The sequence below is a fragment of the Bradyrhizobium genomosp. III genome, assembly GCF_000261705.1.
In the GTDB taxonomy this organism is placed as follows: domain Bacteria; phylum Pseudomonadota; class Alphaproteobacteria; order Rhizobiales; family Xanthobacteraceae; genus Bradyrhizobium; species Bradyrhizobium ottawaense.
In genome coordinates this window covers 1-17,869 of sequence record NZ_AJQF01000233.1, presented here as the reverse complement: position 1 = coordinate 17,869, position 17,869 = coordinate 1, and the positions used below count along the sequence as shown (strand labels likewise).

Annotated in this window: 18 protein-coding genes and 3 pseudogenes; 9 read left to right on the top strand and 12 right to left on the bottom strand. The window is 59.7% G+C overall.

Annotated features, from left to right (window positions below; genetic code table 11):
• Positions 1–84: 84 nt before the first annotated feature.
• Positions 85–228 carry a hypothetical protein gene (locus IC66_RS0120325; RefSeq protein WP_240536492.1) on the bottom strand — a complete coding sequence of 48 codons (144 nt, stop codon included), beginning with the start codon at positions 226–228 and terminating at the stop codon, positions 85–87.
• Positions 229–1,266: 1,038 nt separating this feature from the next.
• Here IC66_RS0120325 and IC66_RS0120315 point away from each other — a divergent pair.
• Positions 1,267–1,476, top strand: coding sequence for a cold-shock protein (locus IC66_RS0120315; RefSeq protein WP_014493181.1), 210 nt, complete (start codon positions 1,267–1,269; stop codon positions 1,474–1,476).
• A 646-nt stretch (positions 1,477–2,122) separates the two neighbouring features.
• On the opposite strand, the gene IC66_RS43535 is transcribed toward IC66_RS0120315, so the two are convergent.
• Both IC66_RS43535 and IC66_RS43530 read right to left on the bottom strand, forming a co-directional pair.
• The gene (locus IC66_RS43535) at positions 2,123–2,347 is read right to left on the bottom strand and encodes a hypothetical protein (protein ID WP_028149231.1); all 225 of its coding nucleotides are present in this window, start codon (positions 2,345–2,347) and stop codon (positions 2,123–2,125) included.
• 352 nt (positions 2,348–2,699) lie between these two features.
• Positions 2,700–2,921 carry a hypothetical protein gene (locus IC66_RS43530; protein ID WP_143279354.1) on the bottom strand — a complete coding sequence of 74 codons (222 nt, stop codon included), beginning with the start codon at positions 2,919–2,921 and terminating at the stop codon, positions 2,700–2,702.
• A gap of 189 nt (positions 2,922–3,110) precedes the next feature.
• Here IC66_RS43530 and IC66_RS0120310 point away from each other — a divergent pair, with 189 nt between their 5' ends.
• Positions 3,111–4,148, top strand: coding sequence for an alpha/beta fold hydrolase (locus tag IC66_RS0120310; protein ID WP_028149230.1), 1,038 nt, complete (start codon positions 3,111–3,113; stop codon positions 4,146–4,148).
• A 178-nt stretch (positions 4,149–4,326) separates the two neighbouring features.
• Complete coding sequence (locus IC66_RS0120305) at positions 4,327–5,499, top strand: AI-2E family transporter (protein WP_038944704.1); 1,173 nt, start codon at positions 4,327–4,329, stop codon at positions 5,497–5,499.
• Positions 5,500–5,566: 67 nt separating this feature from the next.
• Here IC66_RS0120305 and IC66_RS0120300 read toward each other — a convergent pair whose 3' ends face one another.
• The 3 genes from IC66_RS0120300 to IC66_RS0120290 form a co-directional block, all read right to left on the bottom strand.
• Entirely contained in the window at positions 5,567–6,688 is a 1,122-nt protein-coding gene (locus IC66_RS0120300; RefSeq protein ID WP_028140615.1) for a PAS domain-containing sensor histidine kinase, read from the bottom strand.
• Complete coding sequence (locus IC66_RS0120295) at positions 6,685–7,479, bottom strand: alpha/beta fold hydrolase (protein WP_028140614.1); 795 nt, start codon at positions 7,477–7,479, stop codon at positions 6,685–6,687. The genes IC66_RS0120300 and IC66_RS0120295 overlap by 4 nt, the downstream gene beginning before the upstream one ends.
• 562 nt (positions 7,480–8,041) lie before the next feature.
• Positions 8,042–8,413, bottom strand: a complete 372-nt coding sequence (locus tag IC66_RS0120290) for a hypothetical protein (RefSeq protein WP_028149229.1) — start codon at positions 8,411–8,413, stop codon at positions 8,042–8,044.
• A gap of 502 nt (positions 8,414–8,915) precedes the next feature.
• Here IC66_RS0120290 and IC66_RS0120285 point away from each other — a divergent pair.
• Entirely contained in the window at positions 8,916–9,593 is a 678-nt protein-coding gene (locus IC66_RS0120285; RefSeq protein WP_028140612.1) for a Crp/Fnr family transcriptional regulator, read from the top strand.
• A gap of 222 nt (positions 9,594–9,815) precedes the next feature.
• On the opposite strand, the gene IC66_RS0120280 is transcribed toward IC66_RS0120285, so the two are convergent.
• The 3 genes from IC66_RS0120280 to IC66_RS0120270 form a co-directional block, all read right to left on the bottom strand.
• Positions 9,816–10,628: a transglutaminase-like domain-containing protein gene (locus IC66_RS0120280; RefSeq protein ID WP_028140611.1), complete on the bottom strand. Its 813-nt coding sequence runs from the start codon at positions 10,626–10,628 to the stop codon at positions 9,816–9,818.
• 130 nt (positions 10,629–10,758) lie between these two features.
• Positions 10,759–11,643 carry a transglutaminase family protein gene (locus tag IC66_RS0120275; RefSeq protein ID WP_028140610.1) on the bottom strand — a complete coding sequence of 295 codons (885 nt, stop codon included), beginning with the start codon at positions 11,641–11,643 and terminating at the stop codon, positions 10,759–10,761.
• A gap of 77 nt (positions 11,644–11,720) precedes the next feature.
• Positions 11,721–12,104 (bottom strand): response regulator, encoded by a 384-nt coding sequence (locus tag IC66_RS0120270; RefSeq protein WP_028140609.1) that lies wholly within the window; start codon positions 12,102–12,104, stop codon positions 11,721–11,723.
• 579 nt (positions 12,105–12,683) lie between these two features.
• Between IC66_RS0120270 and IC66_RS0120260 the strand changes: the two genes are divergently transcribed.
• Positions 12,684–12,944 (top strand): DUF1488 domain-containing protein, encoded by a 261-nt coding sequence (locus tag IC66_RS0120260; RefSeq protein ID WP_028140608.1) that lies wholly within the window; start codon positions 12,684–12,686, stop codon positions 12,942–12,944.
• Positions 12,945–13,851: 907 nt separating this feature from the next.
• Here IC66_RS0120260 and IC66_RS0120255 read toward each other — a convergent pair.
• Entirely contained in the window at positions 13,852–14,061 is a 210-nt protein-coding gene (locus tag IC66_RS0120255) for a helix-turn-helix domain-containing protein (RefSeq protein WP_038948811.1), read from the bottom strand.
• Between the two features lie 462 nt (positions 14,062–14,523).
• Here IC66_RS0120255 and IC66_RS42610 point away from each other — a divergent pair, with 462 nt between their 5' ends.
• From IC66_RS42610 to IC66_RS48360, 3 genes and pseudogenes are all read left to right on the top strand, one after another.
• Complete coding sequence (locus IC66_RS42610) at positions 14,524–14,883, top strand: IS110 family transposase (RefSeq protein WP_049806576.1); 360 nt, start codon at positions 14,524–14,526, stop codon at positions 14,881–14,883.
• 131 nt (positions 14,884–15,014) lie between these two features.
• Positions 15,015–15,323, top strand: a complete 309-nt coding sequence (locus IC66_RS49230) for a transposase (protein ID WP_212481214.1) — start codon at positions 15,015–15,017, stop codon at positions 15,321–15,323.
• A 104-nt stretch (positions 15,324–15,427) separates the two neighbouring features.
• Positions 15,428–15,667, top strand: a pseudogene (locus IC66_RS48360) (DUF3363 domain-containing protein); the annotation flags it as partial.
• 69 nt (positions 15,668–15,736) lie between these two features.
• Here the strand turns inward: IC66_RS48360 and IC66_RS48355 are convergent.
• Positions 15,737–16,195, bottom strand: a pseudogene (locus IC66_RS48355) (FUSC family protein); the annotation flags it as partial.
• Between the two features lie 189 nt (positions 16,196–16,384).
• Here IC66_RS48355 and IC66_RS0120240 point away from each other — a divergent pair.
• Positions 16,385–17,323, top strand: a complete 939-nt coding sequence (locus tag IC66_RS0120240; protein WP_038948807.1) for an AraC family transcriptional regulator — start codon at positions 16,385–16,387, stop codon at positions 17,321–17,323.
• On the opposite strand, the pseudogene IC66_RS0120235 reads toward IC66_RS0120240, so the two are convergent.
• Positions 17,282–17,869: pseudogene (locus tag IC66_RS0120235) on the bottom strand (3,4-dihydroxy-2-butanone-4-phosphate synthase); the annotation flags it as partial. The gene IC66_RS0120240 and the pseudogene IC66_RS0120235 sit on opposite strands and share 42 nt — an antisense overlap.

Here is a 17,869-nt window from a genome sequence, read left to right as displayed (position 1 = left end):
CCATATGACCGAGCACAGAAAGCAGCCTGTTATTTGGCGGGATCCTGCTGGCGAGCCCTCGCGCTTGCGCACGATATTTGCCGTTCAGTCCCGGTCGTTCGCCTCTTCCTTGATCTCAGGGGGCGTGTGGCCAAGTTCAATTTTTTGAGCCAGTTGGGCACGCTCCTTGTCCGCCGGCTGGTCTTCTCCGCGTACGCGCATGATGCCGTGGCCTGATGGTTTGGTCATGGTGACCTCCTGCTGGACCAAGCCTAGCTTAGCCACAACGTTCCAAATAGGGGGATTGCCCCGACGCCGCGGGTGGGACGGTCGCGTCATCTGGTTGCTTCCGCAATTGGCCGTCGCCGTTATGACGACCTCGCTCTGAACCGTCGCCTCAGCCACTTCCACTTCAGCTCAATCCATCGCAACATGGCGAGGAGAGGCTTTTGCAGGACCGGCATGTCCTGCGCGATGAGAAGAAGCCCAAGGGGGAGCATCCAGAGACCGAAGAGGGGCAAGAAGCTGAAGACGCCCCCGAGAATTAATATCCCCGCGACAATGACACGGATCCAGAATTTGGATGGCTCTCGCAGCCAGCGAATGAAAGTCCCCACTTTCGTGGGCACTCGACGCTCGATCAATGCGAAGTATCTGTTCAGCCCCACTATGACGGAAGCCATGCCAATTCCGATTCGCGCGAGTGTTAAAGCACCGCATCACAAAAATGCTGCTTGGGGAGCCAAACCGACTGGGGGCGGAGTGTTCCTCCGTCCTGGTTGCGCACAGAGGAAAAGGCGGCGAGGTCGCTTGGACATGCAGACCCCAGTGAGGTGCTCTCAACTCGGTGCCCTTGCTTGAGGCGGGGGACGACACGTCACAGGCATCGAGAGATGCCCCATCAAACAAAAGCCGCCGGGCGTTACACCGAACGGCTTTTCTTCGCGGCTCCCAGTCTCCTGGTTCTGCCGCCAGATTCAAACCGTCTTCTCACCCTTTGTTCCCTTCGAGAGTGCGGCTGTCAGCAGATCGGCGGACGGCGCGTGTGCTTGACCCGTACGGGGCCACTGCCAGCTCCCCTTGTGTTGCAGTAACGCGGGCTCTCCCTCACCACGGCCACTTGCGGAACGAACAAGCAATAGCCATATGGTAATTATCGAGTTTCGGCCGAACGACTTGGCCTCGCCGCTTTCAGCGCGCCTGACTGACGACCTCCCTCCAGATCTCGCTTAGCTTGCTGCGCGCTCGAGCGCGGCTCCGAACATCTATCCCAAAGGAAGATCACCCATGAATACGGGAACTGTGAAGTGGTTTAACGGCCAAAAAGGCTTCGGCTTCATTCAACCAGACCAAGGAAGCCAAGACGTCTTCGTTCATATCAGCGCGGTTGAACGCGCCGGCATGAGCGGTCTCGATGAAGGACAAAAGGTGTCCTTCGACGTCGTTGCTGACCGCCGGACCGGCAAGTCCGCAGCAGAGAATCTGCGCGTCGCGTAAGCGCGCATAGGATGCCATGCTGCTTTGACCACGGATGTACTGGCAGGGCCCCTGGCTTCGCAAACCCGCGACCGGTTTAACGGCCGCGGGGTTGTTTCTTAGAACGCAAAGAAGATGGCCCTTCGCGCTATGCCGGTTTCCTTCCGCGCTCGTCGCCGTCGAAAATCCAGCTTGAACGACCGCCGGCGTTCTCATATAAAATGAATGACAAACTGGCAAAAATCGACAACGCGGCGACGAAGGCTGAACTCCGTCAGATGCTGACAGATGCGGTTCGTAATACCGGAGCGGACTTGCGACCAAAGCCCGTCGTAAGACGTGAGGGCAATGGGCAGCGGCTTGCGCCGATTAGGCTTTGGATAGTCATCGTAGACCGATGGTTCTAAATTTCGGTTGGCGCAGCCAACTGTTTTTCGTGAATTGTGATTCCGAGCAACGGCTCGCGGTGAGCGGCAGCGTAGCGCCTGCGTTAGATAGTTCGCTGTGTCCAGCGGCCGTCTTCGATTGCGCCCCCACTGCATGTCTCCGAGTGCGCCGGCTTTCGCTCCGTAGCGAAGACAACTCGTCACCGTTTGCTCGACGATGCGGCTCTTTGCCGAGCAAGGCCCTTTCCGCTCCTGATGAGCATCCTCGGAGAGTTGATTTCTCAGCCCAATAAGGTTCGGGCGGTTGTCACGGCGTCATAAATTTCGATCCGGAGCATCGGGTAGGTCGATTTAAGTGCGCGACCCGACGACTCGGCGGCTTCCGCGGTATCAAACCTTGACTTGAAGTGCCCGTCGACAACGATCGCAAATCCTTCCATCGGCAGTCTATCAGCGCGTGGTGCTCTCGGCTCGGGCTCTTCAGATGAGTGAACAGGCATTTTCATATGAACTCCCATTGTGCAGCGAAAGCATGGCAGGCGGCGCCTCAAAGACCGACAGCATGCCAGCAAAAGAACCTAATTCGCGGCATCAGGCGCTGGCAGCCAAGTTGTGTCTCGGAGCGCAGGCAGAGGCGGGACAAGCTTGCCCTCGCCACGTTCTGACAGGAACAACTCTCCCATCGTGGGATTGTCATATTGGTCTATGGCGCGATACCTGACCCCTCAGCTTGCGTCATCCACCCGGGATGGCTCATCGTCGGACGCGCGTCTTGCGATGAGCCGGTTCTCGGAAGGTGCCTGAGTTGGTCTTTCAGGTTCATTCCGCGACCGCTACGAAGAGGGTAAAGTCGCGGGCCTATTCGGCGGGCTTCTCTTTGTGCCGAGACGGAGTGCCCCGATTTTCGTCAGTCTGCTCCGCGTCACCGGGCGTTTTTCCCGCCATATTTCCCGGATTGTAATGGTACTTACCTTTCGGATTTTCACCGGGCTGCTTCTCATCCGGGTTTTTGTTGTTTGCCATTGATCCAGTCGCTTTCTCGGTAAGAGTAACAATGTTGAACAAGACCAACGTCGACATGTTCCATGCCATCATTTATTGCCTTCAGCGCTGGGCTGATCGGTCGGAGTAATCTTGAACCGGCGAGAGCGACAACGAGGCGCTCCAAGTTGCGTTTGGAACGAAGACTCGGCGGCGACCGTTGAGGATGAGCCTGCAACATTTCTCAATTTGCCTGAGTCATCGTGCATGCCACCTGAGGTACTGCACATGGCATCCCCGCGAACACGCTCCCTCTCGCTCCGGTCCGACTACACCACGGCCTTGCGGCGACATCCCGCGCTTATGGCATTTGCTGGGGCGGCTTCCCTTCTCGGCGCCATAGCGATCGTAAATGGGCGAGTCGCCAAGAAAGCGGAACGCGATAACCCGCCTCGTGGGCAGTTCCTGGAGATCGATGGCGTCCGACTGCACTACGTGGAACGTGGCAATGGGCGTCCGCTTGTGCTCCTGCACGGCAACGGCAGCATGATCCAGGATTTTGAATCAAGCGGCCTGATCGATCTCGCGGCCAACAGGTTTCGGGTGATCGTATTCGACCGCCCCGGATTTGGACACAGCTCGCGGCCACGAAACGTGATCTGGACCCCGGAAGCACAGGCAGACCTGTTCAGAAAGGCACTTGATCGTCTGAGCGTTCAGCGGGCGATCGTGCTTGGACATTCATGGGGTGCGGCGGTCGCTCTAGCGTTGGCGACAAGACATTCGTCATTTGTCGAAGCCTTGGTGCTGGCGTCGGGATACTATTTTCCAACCGTTCGTGCTGACGCGGCGGCATCTTCGATGTCAGCGATACCCGGCATCGGCGATGCCATCAGTCACACCATCTCGCCGATCGTCAGCCGCCTCTTGTGGCCTTCCATGTTGCGCAAGATGTTCGGTCCGCGGCCAGTCCCTGACAAGTTCGTCGGCTTCCCCAAGGAATTGGCGTTGCGACCGTCACAGATGCGTGCCAGCGCGGCGGAGGCAACGTTGATGATCCCCGCCGCATTTGCCTCGTCCAAGACCTACGACCAACTTAGGATGCCCATCATCATCATCGCCGGCGATGATGATCGCCTCATCGACATCAACAAGCAATCGGTCAGACTTCACGGCGAAGTCACTCACAGCAAGCTGCACCGCGTCGCTGGGGCAGGGCACATGATCCAACAGTCTGCCACGGCTCGGTTGCTGGCGGCCATCGATGAAGCCGCTGCCGAGACCGAGATTGGCGGGAATGCGCCGCATCGGTTCGCGAGCGCCTAGGAACGCTCCGGCGGGGCCACGTGTTCTCCTTATTCTTCAGTTGGCGAAGAGGCCCGCCGCGGCCGAACCGTCCAGCCGGACCGACTGCTTATCCGGCTAGAGGCTCCTGCAGCCGCATCGCGCCCTTCCGACCGGTGCGAAGCTGACTCAGCGGGTTGGGGCAGGCCCCTGGATCGGGATGGAGAAAAGCGTCGTGGTCTCGCTGTCAAAGTTGCCGCATGAGCCCCCCTGGTCCCCAGGGCAGAATGTCGGCGTACCGGAACCGGTTGCCTCGCCACCGCAGGCGGCCGACGATATCGAAATGCCGCTGCCGTCCAGCCCGCAGACGTTCTTTCTCGGTAGTCTGCTAACACTGGCCGTGCTCGCAGCCATCCATGTGGCAAGCTCGATCATATTGCCCGTGGTGCTCGCCTTCGTGCTGCAGCTCATTCTGCACCCCGTCGTGCATCTGCTTGAGCGTATAGGTCTTCCGCGTGCCATAGGAGCACTCTTGGCGATCCTGGTGGTCGTCGGAGCGCTCGTGGGCTTCGTGGCAGCCTTGTCGCTACCGGCAGCGTCTTGGGCGGAGAAATTGCCGGAGGGCCTGCCTCGCCTCGAAACTCATCTGGTCGTTCTAAAGCGCCCGATCGAAGCGCTGCAGAAAGTCATCCAGCAGGCCGAGCACGTCGCTGACGCTCCCGAGAAAAAGGGAGCCACGGTTTCGGTCCGCAGCGATCTCGGCCTGACCGGCGCGCTCTTCGCTGGAACGCGGGCTGTCATCGACGGCCTGTTCACCACGGTTCTGGTGCTCTACTTTCTCCTGGTCGCAGGCGACGTTTTTCTGCGACGTATCGTCGAGGTCCTCCCAAGTTTTCGCGACAAGAGGCAGGCGGTGGACATCTCCCAGCAGATCGAAGCGGACATATCTGCCTACCTGCTTACAATCACTACCATGAACGCTGCGGTGGGAGCTGCAACGGCGGTTGCGATGTATTTCTGCGGGCTTGGAGACCCCTTGTTGTGGGGAGCCGCGGCCTTCCTGCTCAACTACGTTCCGATTCTGGGCCCACTGTTAGGCACCGTCATCTTCCTCCTGGCCGGAATGTTGAGCTTCGACAGCTTGTGGTGGGCCTTGCTGCCGCCGGCCCTCTACTTCTGCATCCACCTCGCCGAAGGCGAAACCCTGACACCCATGTTGCTTGCCCGACGCTTCACGCTGAACCCGGTGCTGGTCATCCTGTCGCTGGTGTTCTGGTTCTGGATGTGGGGCGTGCCTGGCGCGATCCTGGCTGTTCCGATGCTGGCCATCCTCAAGATCGTCAGCGATCGCGTGCGTCCGCTAAGAGCTTTGGGGCACGTCCTCGAAGGCTAGTCCGGTGTCGCTCTTGGGAGAAGATTGAGGACCGCGCCGTCGGAAGGCGGCCATTGCAGCATGCAGGTTACGCCAGCGGCATTGAGAAACTAAAGCGGGTCTCCGCGGGGGTCGATGCGACGGTCAATGCGCCCCCATGCGCCTTTGCGATCTGAGAGGCGATGTACAGCCCAAGTCCAAGCCCTTGCTTGCTCGCACGGGCCTTGCCGCGGAAGAACGGTTCGAACAGCTTGTCCATCACCGTTTGCGGAATAGCCTCACCCGCATTGGCGACCCAGAGCTCGAACAATCCATTTCGCGTCTCGGCGTGAACGGTGATGGGCTTGTTGGCCGTGCCATGCGTCACGGCGTTGCCGAGCAAGTTGGAAAGGAGCTGGCCGATGCGGATGCGATCGCAGTTTACCGGCCCGTCGACGGCAAACTCGAATTCGATGACGCGACCGGGCGAAGCCAGCCTCAGTTCGTCGATCACCTGGGCAAGGACGGGCTCCAGCGGTCCTTTCGCATCGTATTCCAGGGTAATGCCACCGCCCAGACGACCGCGTGCAAAGTCGAGGACGTTGTCGATCATCGAGGCCATGCGCATGACCGTCGTCTGCATCATGGCGACGATCTGCTGCTCCTTCTCATTCTGCACGGTACGGCCGAGAAGTCTCGCGCCGGCGCTGATGGAGGCGAGAGGATTGCGAAGATCGTGACCAAGTACGGCGATGAACTGTTCCCGCAGTTCGGAGGTTTCGTGCTCGAGCAGCAGCACTTCTTGCGTCGCCCTTTCGGCAGCAATGGCCAATTCTCGGCCGGCGAGGAGCTCCTGTTCGTAGCGCCGTCGGTCGGTCGCCTTGATCAACGCAAGACGGATCAGCAGCAGCTTTCCATCCGCATCGCGGCGCTCGTTCGCGTTGGCGATCATGTGGAGCGGCTCACCGGCAGTGGTCACCATGTCGATAGCGAATTCGTTGAAGAAGCCCTGCATCCGCAGCAGCGGCGCGATATGAGTTTCGTAGTAGATGCGGCCTGGCATGGTCAGGAAATCGGTGAAACGCTTGCCGACCATCTGGTCTGCCGGGTGCCCGCTCCACGCCAGCAAGGTCGGGTTGACATGCTCAATGCGGCCGTTCGGGTGCAGGGTGACGTACCCGCACGGGGCGTTGTTGACCATGTCCTCGAAGTCTGGACCGGAGACGCTCACGAGACGAAGGCTCGAATCGCCGCGATGACCTCGTCGGGCGCACTGAGGTTCGGGCAATGCCCGGTCGCGTTCAGGACGATCATTCGACCGCCGGGGATACTACGGGCAACGAAATCGCCGACCTCCTGGGAGGCGATGATGTCTTCGCTGCATTGGAGGACGAGGGTCGGAACGGAGACCTCCGCGAGATCCTTACGGTTGTCGGAGGTGAAAGTCACTCGGGCGAACGCTTTGGCAATATCGGGATCCGTGCGGCAGAAGCTATTCGTGAGCTCCTGACCGAGAGCCGGCCGGTCGGAATTGCCCATGATCATAGGTGCCATCTGCGCCGACCAACCCATGTGGTTGGATTCGAGAAATTCGAGCAATTCATCGATCTGCTTGGCACTGAACCCGCCAACATATCCTTCGTCGTCGATGTAGCGGGCTGAAGGGCCGATGAGCACGAGCTTGCCGAACGTGCCTGGCGCTTGTCGCGCGGCCAGCACGCCGATCATGCTGCTGACGGAATGTCCGACGAAGACGGAATCCTTCAAACCAAGTTCGGTGCCGATTTCGACCACGTCGTCGGCGTAACCCGACAAGGTCGAATACTTGGCCCTGTCGTAGGCCGACAGATCGGATCCGCCGGCGCCGACGTGGTCGAACACAACGGTCATGAAGTCCTTTTCGAACGCCGGAGCCACGAACCGCCACATGTTCTGATCGCACCCGAAGCCGTGGGCGAAGACCATCGCCCTGTCGCCCGCGCCACGAACCTGGACGTTATTCCGTTCGATTACATTTGCCATCCGACCCCTTTGAATCATGCATCATTCTTGCAAGCTTTCCGCAGTTGCCGGGGCGCAGTCCGGTTTGCGAGCCCTAGAGGGGAAACGGACCTGTTTGGACGTTCGAGCTCTCAGCGGGATACCCCGGTGCGCTCCCGGGATCAGAAAGGGCATGAGGAACGTGTCTTGCCTTGCAATGTTTGACTTTGCTGGCTGGAGACAGCCGGTTCACCGCGTGCGTCTGGCAAGGCTTCGCAAGGAAGACGCGATTTGCCGCCGCTGATTCCGGTCAGGTCCCGGCGGGAGCGTCCGAGCAAATCGGAGCATCTGATGGCGCAATTGAACAAGTTGGGAGATGCTGTAGCCGATTTGTTTGTCTGTTCGCTTGCGCAGAAGTGACCGCATGACATCAACCATGGATAGGCGGCGTGCTGGCTCTCCTTCACTGAAGAGCTACGGAAGCCATAATGGAACCTGGCTTGATGCCCCCCCCGCTGGTCAATATTGCTCAACTTGCAAGTAATTGTCCTGAACCCATCTAGGACAGCCGGGAGCGTACGCTTCGGTCACAGCGTTCAGGATCCTAGGTCAGCCTGTGAAATGCCGGCGGCAGTGTCTCTCGAACCAGTTCACTTAGATTCAAAGTCTCGCCACTTTCGGCGATGTCAGAGAACAGAACCTCGACGAAGGGATGTTGGCGGTTGAACGCGATACCTCGCTCGTATTTCGCGCGCACAATCCGTTGCAGTGCGGGCAGGTTCAGTCTTCCGAGCGCGTTGTATTGACCTCGGAAAAGACTTTGGCGTCCTCCGCGATGCTCGACAGATTCCGCCCAGATGTCCATCACTTTCCGACTCATGAACGCCTCGACCTGTTTGTTGTCGTCCCGCGCAATGAGCCGGAGCCCGTCCATGGTGTGCGGTCCGTCATCGATCCGAAGTTGCGCAAGTGACATGGCATCCTCCTATTGTCGACCACTGTTCATATCTGCAGCTGGTGCCACTCTCCTGCCGGCTGGCACGATCAGAGACACAGGATAGGATATGGGTATGGGAGGGTCGAATAACGAGGGATGCAAAGCAGACTCAGTAAAGAGTCGTGTCGCTGCTGCCTTCTACAATAATCCCGTCAACCTCTCCATGGTGAGCTATATTGACCAGCGCGTCGCGCCGCCGGGCTTCTATGCTCTACCTTAAGATCGTGCCGCGCACAGGGCCAGCGCCTCCTCGTCTGAGATGACCGAAAACGCCCGCTGATGGGCGCACAGTGAGCCGCGCCGCTTGGAAAGTGGCTCTTCCCTAGAATTGCGAACAATCAAGGAGTAAAGTCTGCCCAACGGGTCCGCTCCCGCAAGTTCCAGCCGGCAAGAAGCGGCTGTTCGTCGCTTGGTCGAGAAAGTCGTTCGCTTGGCAATCGATCGAAGCGGGCAAGTCTCGTCGATCCAAGGGAGTCCACGCGTGGCGAAGTCGACCAAGGACATGTTCGACCCCCAGAAATTTCTCGCCAGGGTGGGCACCGGCAAAGCCATTCTGACGTTTCGCAAGAACCAGCTTGTGTTTCAGCAAGGCGACCCTGCTGACTCAGTGTTCTACATTCAAAGCGGCAAGGTCAAGCTGACGGTCGTTTCGGAGCAGGGCAAAGAAGCAGTCGTCGCCATTCTCGAGCCCGGTCAGTTCTTCGGCGAGGGGTGCATGAATGGTCACCCTCTGCGGATGTCGACGACAGCGGCGATGGAAGATTGCGTCATCACATCGATAACCAGAGAATCGATGATGTCGGCTATTCGTGACGAGCCGAAATTCTCCCAGCTGTTCATTTCGTATCTCTTGACCCGAAATAGCCGGATCGAGGAGGACCTGATCGACCAGCTATTCAATTCCAGCGAACGGCGGCTTGCTCGTCTGCTGTTGCTCCTCGCCAATTTCGGCAAGGAAGGCAGTCCGCAGCCGATCAGCGCGAGCATCAATCAGGAGACATTGGCTGAAATGATCGGAACGACACGATCGCGGGTCAGCTATTTCATGAACAAGTTTCGAAGATTGGGGCTCATCAGCTATAACGGCCACATCGAAGTCCACAACTCGTTGTTGAGTGCGGTGTTGCACGAGAAGCCTGTGCTGAGAGAGCGCGACTAGAGGGACCGTCCCAAGCGACGGCCCCAGAGCGTGGGGGCGCAATGAGGCCGTCATTTCCTCGGATGCTTTGGGGGGCGTTTGCATCCGGTCGTGCTTACCAAGTTGCGCCACCGACATTCGTTCCGGCAGAGGCCCAACTCGGTTTCGTATTGACAAATCCCGTCGCAAGTCCGCGATCATTTCTCCAAGCGATTCAGGGTCCAGACTCGCTGTATCCTGTGCTCAGGAAGAAGGGATCTCGTCGGTCCACACTTTGAAGCTGACCAAGGTGTTGGGGCCAAACGTCTGGGTAATCGGCACGTCGGCAGCGTCACGTCCTTGAGAAATCAGCACACGTCCAATCCGGGGGACGTTGTTGCGTGGATCGAATGTGTACCAACGCCCGCCGATATAGGCTTCGAACCATCCCGCGAAGTCCCCTGGGGCATAAGGGGGAGGCATACCAATGTCGCCGAGATAGCCGGTGCAGTATCTGGCGGGAATGTTCATGCAGCGACAGAACGTGACGGCCAGATGCGCGAAGTCCCGGCACACGCCCTTGCGCTCGTTGAAGACGTCCCGGGCCGTCTTGGTTGCATGCGCGTGCTCATAGCCGAATTCAATGTGATTGTGAACGAAATCACAGATCGCCTGAACACGGGCCCATCCGGGCGAGACCTTCTCGAAGAGTTTCCACGCGACATCGGACAGCTGGTCGGTTTCGCAATAGCGGCTGCCGAGCAGATACACGATCGTCTCTGCCGGCAAGTCCTCGACCGCGTGTTGGGTAGCCGAGGGCACAACGACGTCCGGCAAGCCCGTGTCGCGAACGATCCCGTCAGCCGCCAGGCGCATTCGACCCGCTGGCGCAACGATGCGGCTGCACCAGTTACCGAAGCCGTCACGATAGGGGACGATCGCAACCGAGGGCGTGGTGGTCAGATAATCGGGGACGATAACGTCCGATGCCCGGGAAAAATGAACGCCCAGGACCATGATCATGGGCGTGGGCTGCGGAAAGTCGTAGATCATCTCATAGCCGACCCGGATCTTCACGCGGCGTCCTCCAAAGTCGACAAATTCCCGCGGCTGCTAATCGTGAGCATGGCTCGTCGACACAGCGCAGCACTGCAAAAGTGCCAACGCGTTAGTAGTTGCCGTGTTCCTGTCCGTTCATTGAGCAACTCTATGACAGAGCTGACGTCGTTTTGACGTTCACGTCCACGTCCATTCCAAGCTCATCCTCGCGAGTTCCCCAATAACTGCCAAACAGGGGAACAGCTTGGCTCGGGACCCTGGCCACCGCCACGCGGATCAGATCTCGGTTTCCGACGATCCCATTGGTCGGATCGAACTCGACCCAGCCGGAGCCGGGGACGTAAATCTGACACCAGGCATGAGTGGCTCCCCCGCCCAGCCAGGCTGGACCATCGCGATCCGGTACGTAGATATAGCCGGTGATAAAGCGTGCGGCGAAACCTAGGCTTCGCGCGGCTTCAATCATCAAGACGGCAAAGTCCCGACAGCTGCCCTTCCTGCGTTCAAGTGTCGTGGAGGGACTTTGCGTTCCTGGCGCCGTGCGGCGGTCATATGCAAAGCCATCCGAGATTGCTTCATTGAGGGTCATCAGGACCTGGCCCGTACGGCGTCTGGTCCCGCGCACGAGAAACGTATCCAGCCACCGGCCGAGATGATCTTCCGGGTGCGAGAACCATCTTTGAACATAGGGTGCCAGGTCCGGCGCCTCATCATCCTGATACGCAAATGGATGGTCCTTCGCGTGGGCCTCAATTCTGAAGTCGGGCGCATTCTCCGGCGTGTGGTCGACCTTGATGATACACTCGAATCGCAAGTAGTCGCTGTCACAGGCAAATTCGACCTGCGCAACACAATTCCCGAAGACGTCGTGCAGCCACCTCACCTCCGAGGGCGCGGGCGTCACATCGAGCGAGAAATCAATCAGTCGCTGGTCGAAACTGTCGCGCGGGCGCGCCATCAGTTGATGTCGGCCCAGCCTGACCGCACGCCGGTACCGATATGTTGTGACATGCCGGACGAGGAAGATCGCCATAATGTTGCCGATCGACGAGAGGTGAGGGCTAGTTTGGATGGCCGCTTGACGCGGATGGTCGGGCGATGTTGGGCGCCTCAGGCGTGGCCAATCATCGTGCGAATCCCAGCTATGATCTGCCAGGCTTGGAGCGGCTTACCGTAGAATCTGCTGCGGGGGGGAAGATCGATGCTGGGCGGGTTCAATTGCTCGGACATCAGGATGATATCGATCGCCGGCCACCGTTTACGCACGGTACGCGCGAGGCCCATGCCGTCCATGCTGCCCGGCAGCTGGATGTCGGCGCAAACGAGCGCGATGTCGGATCTGGAGCTCAGGATTGCGAGGGCTTCGTCGGTATCCCGCGCTTCCAACGGCGTGTAGCCGGCGTCTTCCACCATGCCAACTGCGCGCATGCGGAGCACCATCTCGTCTTCTACGACGAGAACGATGGCTGGACTGCGTGACGGACCGAACGTCATCGGTAACTCTCCGCAATGCGGGTGCGAGTTGATCCTAGGTATCTCGTCCCCCGATGGCTGCCTCGCTGGGGTATCCCTCGTGCTGCTGAAATGTTCCATCATGCAGAGACTTTTGGCGCTGGCGGCGCGGGCCCGCGCAGGCGAGCAACTACCACTGAATGAGCACCGCACCAGCGATCACAAGCGCGAAGAAGATCGGCAGCAGGACCGGCGGTACCAGCCACTCGCGGAGTCCGAATTTGGAGATGTTCGACATATTGACCGCCTCTTGGTCGCGGCGGGAGCACGATGCTCTCAGTCACCGATAACAGCCGTGAACTCGCGGTGATATTCGAGATATAATGCCCATCGGCGGAATAACGAGGTCAAGCAGAACTATTTGCTGTGACAGGGGCGAGCAGAGTTGTAGTTCGCTTTCAACGTAGCCACTTAAGGGTTGGCGCAATCGCCTTAACGCTCTTTCCCCCTCGCCATGCTTGGCCGTTGCGAGCGTCGATGCAGATTGGCCATCGACCGGCGCAAAATCGGATAAGTCGGCAAGGAAGTCTCCTTCACCGACAACTGATCGGCCCCGACCATATGATCGAGTTTCCAAACCATAGCCGTTCATACGACCGCACGCGGCGTGCCGTACGATTCTGGGGACACGACAGCGCTATCGAGGCATCGTTTTTCATCGACGAAGATGCGCTGAAGCGAATTCAACCAGATGCCGGTTACGATGAAACGGGCTTTCTCCGCGTGTTCGATTGCAATCGCGACTTGATATGCGCCGCCGCTGCCAAGGTGTACGTCCGCGGCAGTAGGGGCTCTTACGATTTGGTCGCCGGTAATTTTTGAACCGATTGCGCTTTGTGAGGGCTTCGTCTCATCCGAAACTGCTCAACGCTTGCCGAAACGTCGGCCCTTCAATCTGAAAAGATGTCAGGCGGCGCGTCGATCGACGTTGGTCCTGATCAGCTTGGCCACGCGCCATCGTTCTGGCGGGCCATCTGCTCAATTCCCTTGTTCGGAATGGCGAAAAATCGCCGCGATTGTTTGTTCTCCCGATACCAACAAAATGCCACCAAACGGACGGAGGCGGTGAATTTTTGCGTGTGTTTTCAACGCGATCGAGGGCTGCCGACACAGGAATACAACAATATGATGCACTGTATTTACTGGCAAAAATAAAACTGCAGGCTGCCTCGGCAGCAGGCACCGCTCATCGCGTTCCGGTCTCCAAAATCGCCCCCGACCGGAATCGAACCCGGTTCTGACTCGAAGTCCCAGCGGGGACTCGACCTAACGTAACGCGAGGTTAAGGGCGGGCCTATGTCGCGTGCACGCGAAACCGGTATCGATAACGCGGGATCGCGCGACGCTGATCCGCGATCTGCTGGGCGTCCAATGACGAGAGCGTCCTAATGTCCGAAAACACTGAACAAGGCGCTGCGGACCATGGACTGCGATAATGCCCCGGCGGCGACCACCGCGCGCACGCGTCCGCTCGACCGCGTCGACCTGCTGAGCGAGTAGGTCGCGTTCGACGACGATGTAGTCGGAAGCCCAGCTCGCCCATAGTACGGAGAAAAAGAGCGCCACTGCGCGACGAGGTGGTACGGCGCCAGCTTTGGGACAATAAGAACCAGGCATCTGTAACCGTGCGGCCTAGCGGGCCGAACGGTGCGTTTAATACAACATAAAGTTGATCGCCTTGATAGCCTGAGCGACGATGCGCCCGCCGTTTCGCTACGCAGACGGCGGCCTAGCTCGCCCTCGTTTCGAGCCTCGGCAGCGAAGCGTGATATTCATCCACGCTGTCGAGGTCGATCATGGTCTTGCCCCCCATCTTGTAGGCCCTGATCCTCTCGTGGGCGATCAGCTCGTAGGCCTTAGTCTTTCCGAATTTGCTATAGCGGCAACCGTCCTTGAACTCGACGAGTCGGCGCCGCTCGTTGTTATCATTGTCAACCATGGTTCCTGCACGTGCTCCGATGATCCCGGCCAGAATCGGATCGAGCGCCGTTGAGCGAGATGGGCATTTCCATGGCGCGACCTTGGTGTCGATGCGGGCCTCCTAGGAAGGCGCTGGATTTGTGGTAGCTGACGAGGTTGCTGTTGACTTGTTTCGACGCCATCTGCGCGTTGCTCAACTGTCCGGGATGCGTTGATCCATATCGCCTACGGTGCCAAACAAAAGGCGCTCTGATCCCGCCGCTAACCGCTGCGCGCCGTAGCGTACAAATCGGACGGACCGGAAGCGCTTGGCAAGATCGTAGCCTGCCGTTACCGGTGCTCAGTTGGCCCCGTTGGGCAACTCCCGGTGTACAAGCGCCATGCAAACCTGGCAGTCCGCTCGATGCCTCCAGCACCTATGGAAGGATCTTCGCGAACAAGATGCTGGTGAACTGCCCATGACCAGATTGCACGCCGAAGGATGCGGAACAAGACCGACCGGAATGATGCGCGTGGCATTGCGCAGATGATGCGGTTGGCCTGGTACCGCGCCGTCCATGTCCAGAATATCGACATGCAGAAGATGCGCACGCTGCTGATCAGCCGGAAGCTGCTTAGGCGCAAACTGATCGACCTCGAAAACCACATTCGTGGCGCGCTGCGGGCCTATGGGTCGCTCGTTGGAGCCGTCGCCCGCGGTGCCTTTGAGGCCCGGGTCCGCGAGCTGATCGAGCGCAGCGATCCCGTCTTCGTGATGACCATCGAGGCAATGTTAGATATGCGCCGCGCCATCCTCGAGGGATACGATCGGCTCCATCGTGCGCTGCTGCAGGTGGTCTAACATGATGCTGTCTGCCGGCGCTTGATGACGGCTCCAGGCGTCGGTCCCGTTGCGGCCCTGTCGTTCAAAGTCGGCGTTGATGACCCTCATCGCTTTGCCAGATCGAAAACGGTCGGCGCGCGCATTTTGGCTTGGCGCCGAGGCGGCACCAGTCCGGCACGTCGATCGATTACGAAGGACGCATCAGCAAACGAGGCGACGTCGCCGTACGCGAGGCGCTTTGCGAGGCGGCCGCAAGCCTGCTGCTGCGGGTCAGGAATGATCGGCACTGCGGGCATGGGGCCTGCGGATCGCCAAACGGTCGAGCATGCTGTGCGCGATCACCGCGGTGGCACGGAAGCTGGCAAGCATTCTGCACCGGATGTGGGTTAGCGAGACCGACTTCCACGTCGGGTTTGGCGAAGATCACGCAGCGGCTGCGGTTGAAACCGGCGCAGTAGTCGCGGTGCAGGTGACGACAGATTAGCGCTGGGCTACCGCGGTCATGAAGCTCAGCGCCGCGATCGGACCGACGCCGGGAATCTGCATGAAGCGCCGGCACAGGACGCGGCTCGATCGGGAGATCCGGCTGGCGGCAGATGAGACCGGCTCGATCGATCTTCGCCCAGAGAACCCCGGCCAGTCCGATCCCGAGATCCGGCGCCTGATGGTCGGTCGCCTTCAACATTTGGAGAAGATGGGCCTCGCCGCATCCGCCGCATCGGGGGAATGGATGGTTGGGCTCGAGGCCGAGCGCAGCTTGCGCGATCTCGGCATGCGCGGCGACATCATCAAGACCATGCACACCCGTATTCGGTGCCTTGTCGACGCGCGCGCAGAGCACATCGGTGGTCCGGGCGAAGGCGTCCGACAATGCGGCGCAGAGGGATTTCAGCACAGGAGTAGTGACGTCGCTCGGGAACAGCAGGGTGTGCACCAAGGTCGCACAGCCGATGCCGAGCAGGATCTCCTCGACACGCGACAGCGCGGTCACAAATACCATCGCCGGAACGTTGACGCTCGAGAACGCGATTGTCGTCGCGGTGTAGCCTGCCAGCAGGAAAGCATAGCTGCGCGGCGTGCGATCCTGCAAGGAGATATAGAGGCAGAGTCCGGCCCATGCGGTAACGGCAACCGACAATAACGCGGGTTGATCGACCAGGATCGGGACCAGCGCCAGCGCCACGCAGGCGCCCAGCAATGTCCCGACAAAGCGGTAGACGGCGCGTGACCGAACCGCGCCGGCGAACGGCTGTGCGGTCAGATAGACCGTGAGCATCGCCCAATACGGCCGCTCCAATCCGAGCCGGAAGGCAAAATAGATCGCGAGCATTGCCGCGATGAAGGAGTTCGAAGAGAACAGCGCCCATTTCGGATCGAGCCGGCCGGGCGCTGCTGTTGCGAGAAGCCGAGACAGAAATGGTGAAGGCATGATGTGATCGTCCGTGAAGCACGGAGACCATAGGCGTTGCTGCGTCGAGAGAATTTCGTTATTCTGCCAATTAATTGCTAAAGGATGACAATGCGCGGCACGCTCTATCAGCACTATCGGCGGTTCGATCCTGACATTTTGGACCGTCCGATCGTGGCCGGCATGGTGGATACCCGGGAGCAGGAGGACGAGCTGCCGGTTCACATCCATCGCAAGGGACAGCTCGTCCTCGCCCAGCGCGGCGGTGTGACGTGCGAAGTGCCGAGCGGCCTGTGGATGGTCCCGCCGCGCTGCGGCGTCTGGATTCCCGGCGGTATGCCCCACAGCAATCGCGTCAGCGGCAACGCCAGCCTGCTGTTTCTCTATGTGGACATGGATGCGGCGAGCGTGCCGCAGGAATGCTGCACGCTGTCGATCTCACCGCTGTTGCACGAGCTGATCCATCGGATGGCGACGCTGCCCCCGCTCTACGATCCCGACGGCCCGCCCGCGCAGATCGCCGCGGTGCTCCTCAACGAGTTGATCGCCATGCCGACCGAACGGCTGCATCTTCCGATCACGCGGAGTTCGAAACTGCGTATGATCGCCGATGCCTTGATGGACAATCCGGCCGACCGTAGGACCGTGGCGGAGTGGGCGCAAGCCGTCGCGCTCGGCGAGCGGACGCTGATGCGCATTGTGCTCGCCGAGACCGGCATGACCTTCAGTCGCTGGCGTCAGCAGCTTCAGATCATCGTCGCCATCCAGAAATTGTCTGCTGGCAACACGGTTCAGTCCGTGTCCGAGGCGCTCGGCTACGAGTCGGTGAGCGCGTTCATCACCATGTTCAAGAAGGCGCTTGGCAAATCGCCGGCGCCCTACTTCTCCGAGCGCGAGGCCGGCCAGACTGGCCCGGGGGAGACCTGCCGCGACACGAACTGCAAGCTTCGCCGGATGCCTGAGGTGCGGGACGCGCTCAATGGACTTTCGAAACGCGGATGGCTGGAGTTAGAGCGCTTCGTTTCGGACGATCTCGATGCCGAAGCCTGACAGTCCCTTGAAGTGATGCGTCGACGACGTGAGGTGACGGATGGAGCTGATCTTGAGATCCCGCAGGATCTGGGCGCCGACACCGATCTCGCGCCATTGCCGATTACGGTCGTCTTCGCGCGAACTGATCGGGCCTAGCGGCGCAGGCGGAACGCCCGCCGCGCCGTCGCGCAGATAGACGAGCACGCCGCTGCCATTATCCTTGAAGCGTTGCAGAATGACGTTCATCTTGGCCTGTTCCTGACCCGAGAACAAATCGCGCAGGATGTTGGGTTTATAGAAGCGCGTGAGGACGTTGGTGCCGTCGCCCAGTTCTCCGTAGATATAGGCGACGTGATGAATGGGGTCGAACGGCGAGCGATACGAATAGCCCTGGAGCGGGCCGATCGAGCTCTCCGCCGTGACGCTCGAGACGCGCTCGATCAGCGTCTCGCGGGCCTGCCGGAAGCTGATGAGGTCTGCGATGGTGACCTGTTTCAGCTTGTGCTTGTCGGCGAACGCCGCGACTTGCGGACCCTTCATCACCGAGCCATCGTCGTTCATCAG

Coding starts and splice junctions, on each gene's coding strand:
- IC66_RS0120290 (WP_028149229.1), bottom strand. CDS start 8,413: ATGTCACTTGCGCAACTTCGGATCGATGACGGACCGCACACCATGGAC.
- IC66_RS0120255 (WP_038948811.1), bottom strand. CDS start 14,061: ATGGTTGACAATGATAACAACGAGCGGCGCCGACTCGTCGAGTTCAAG.
- IC66_RS0120325 (WP_240536492.1), bottom strand. CDS start 228: ATGACCAAACCATCAGGCCACGGCATCATGCGCGTACGCGGAGAAGAC.
- IC66_RS0120315 (WP_014493181.1), top strand. CDS start 1,267: ATGAATACGGGAACTGTGAAGTGGTTTAACGGCCAAAAAGGCTTCGGC.
- IC66_RS43530 (WP_143279354.1), bottom strand. CDS start 2,921: ATGTCGACGTTGGTCTTGTTCAACATTGTTACTCTTACCGAGAAAGCG.
- IC66_RS0120310 (WP_028149230.1), top strand. CDS start 3,111: ATGGCATCCCCGCGAACACGCTCCCTCTCGCTCCGGTCCGACTACACC.
- IC66_RS0120260 (WP_028140608.1), top strand. CDS start 12,684: ATGATCGAGTTTCCAAACCATAGCCGTTCATACGACCGCACGCGGCGT.
- IC66_RS0120270 (WP_028140609.1), bottom strand. CDS start 12,104: ATGACGTTCGGTCCGTCACGCAGTCCAGCCATCGTTCTCGTCGTAGAA.
- IC66_RS42610 (WP_049806576.1), top strand. CDS start 14,524: ATGCGGAACAAGACCGACCGGAATGATGCGCGTGGCATTGCGCAGATG.
- IC66_RS0120275 (WP_028140610.1), bottom strand. CDS start 11,643: ATGGCGATCTTCCTCGTCCGGCATGTCACAACATATCGGTACCGGCGT.
- IC66_RS43535 (WP_028149231.1), bottom strand. CDS start 2,347: ATGAAAATGCCTGTTCACTCATCTGAAGAGCCCGAGCCGAGAGCACCA.
- IC66_RS0120240 (WP_038948807.1), top strand. CDS start 16,385: ATGCGCGGCACGCTCTATCAGCACTATCGGCGGTTCGATCCTGACATT.
- IC66_RS0120295 (WP_028140614.1), bottom strand. CDS start 7,479: ATGGCAAATGTAATCGAACGGAATAACGTCCAGGTTCGTGGCGCGGGC.
- IC66_RS0120305 (WP_038944704.1), top strand. CDS start 4,327: ATGGAGAAAAGCGTCGTGGTCTCGCTGTCAAAGTTGCCGCATGAGCCC.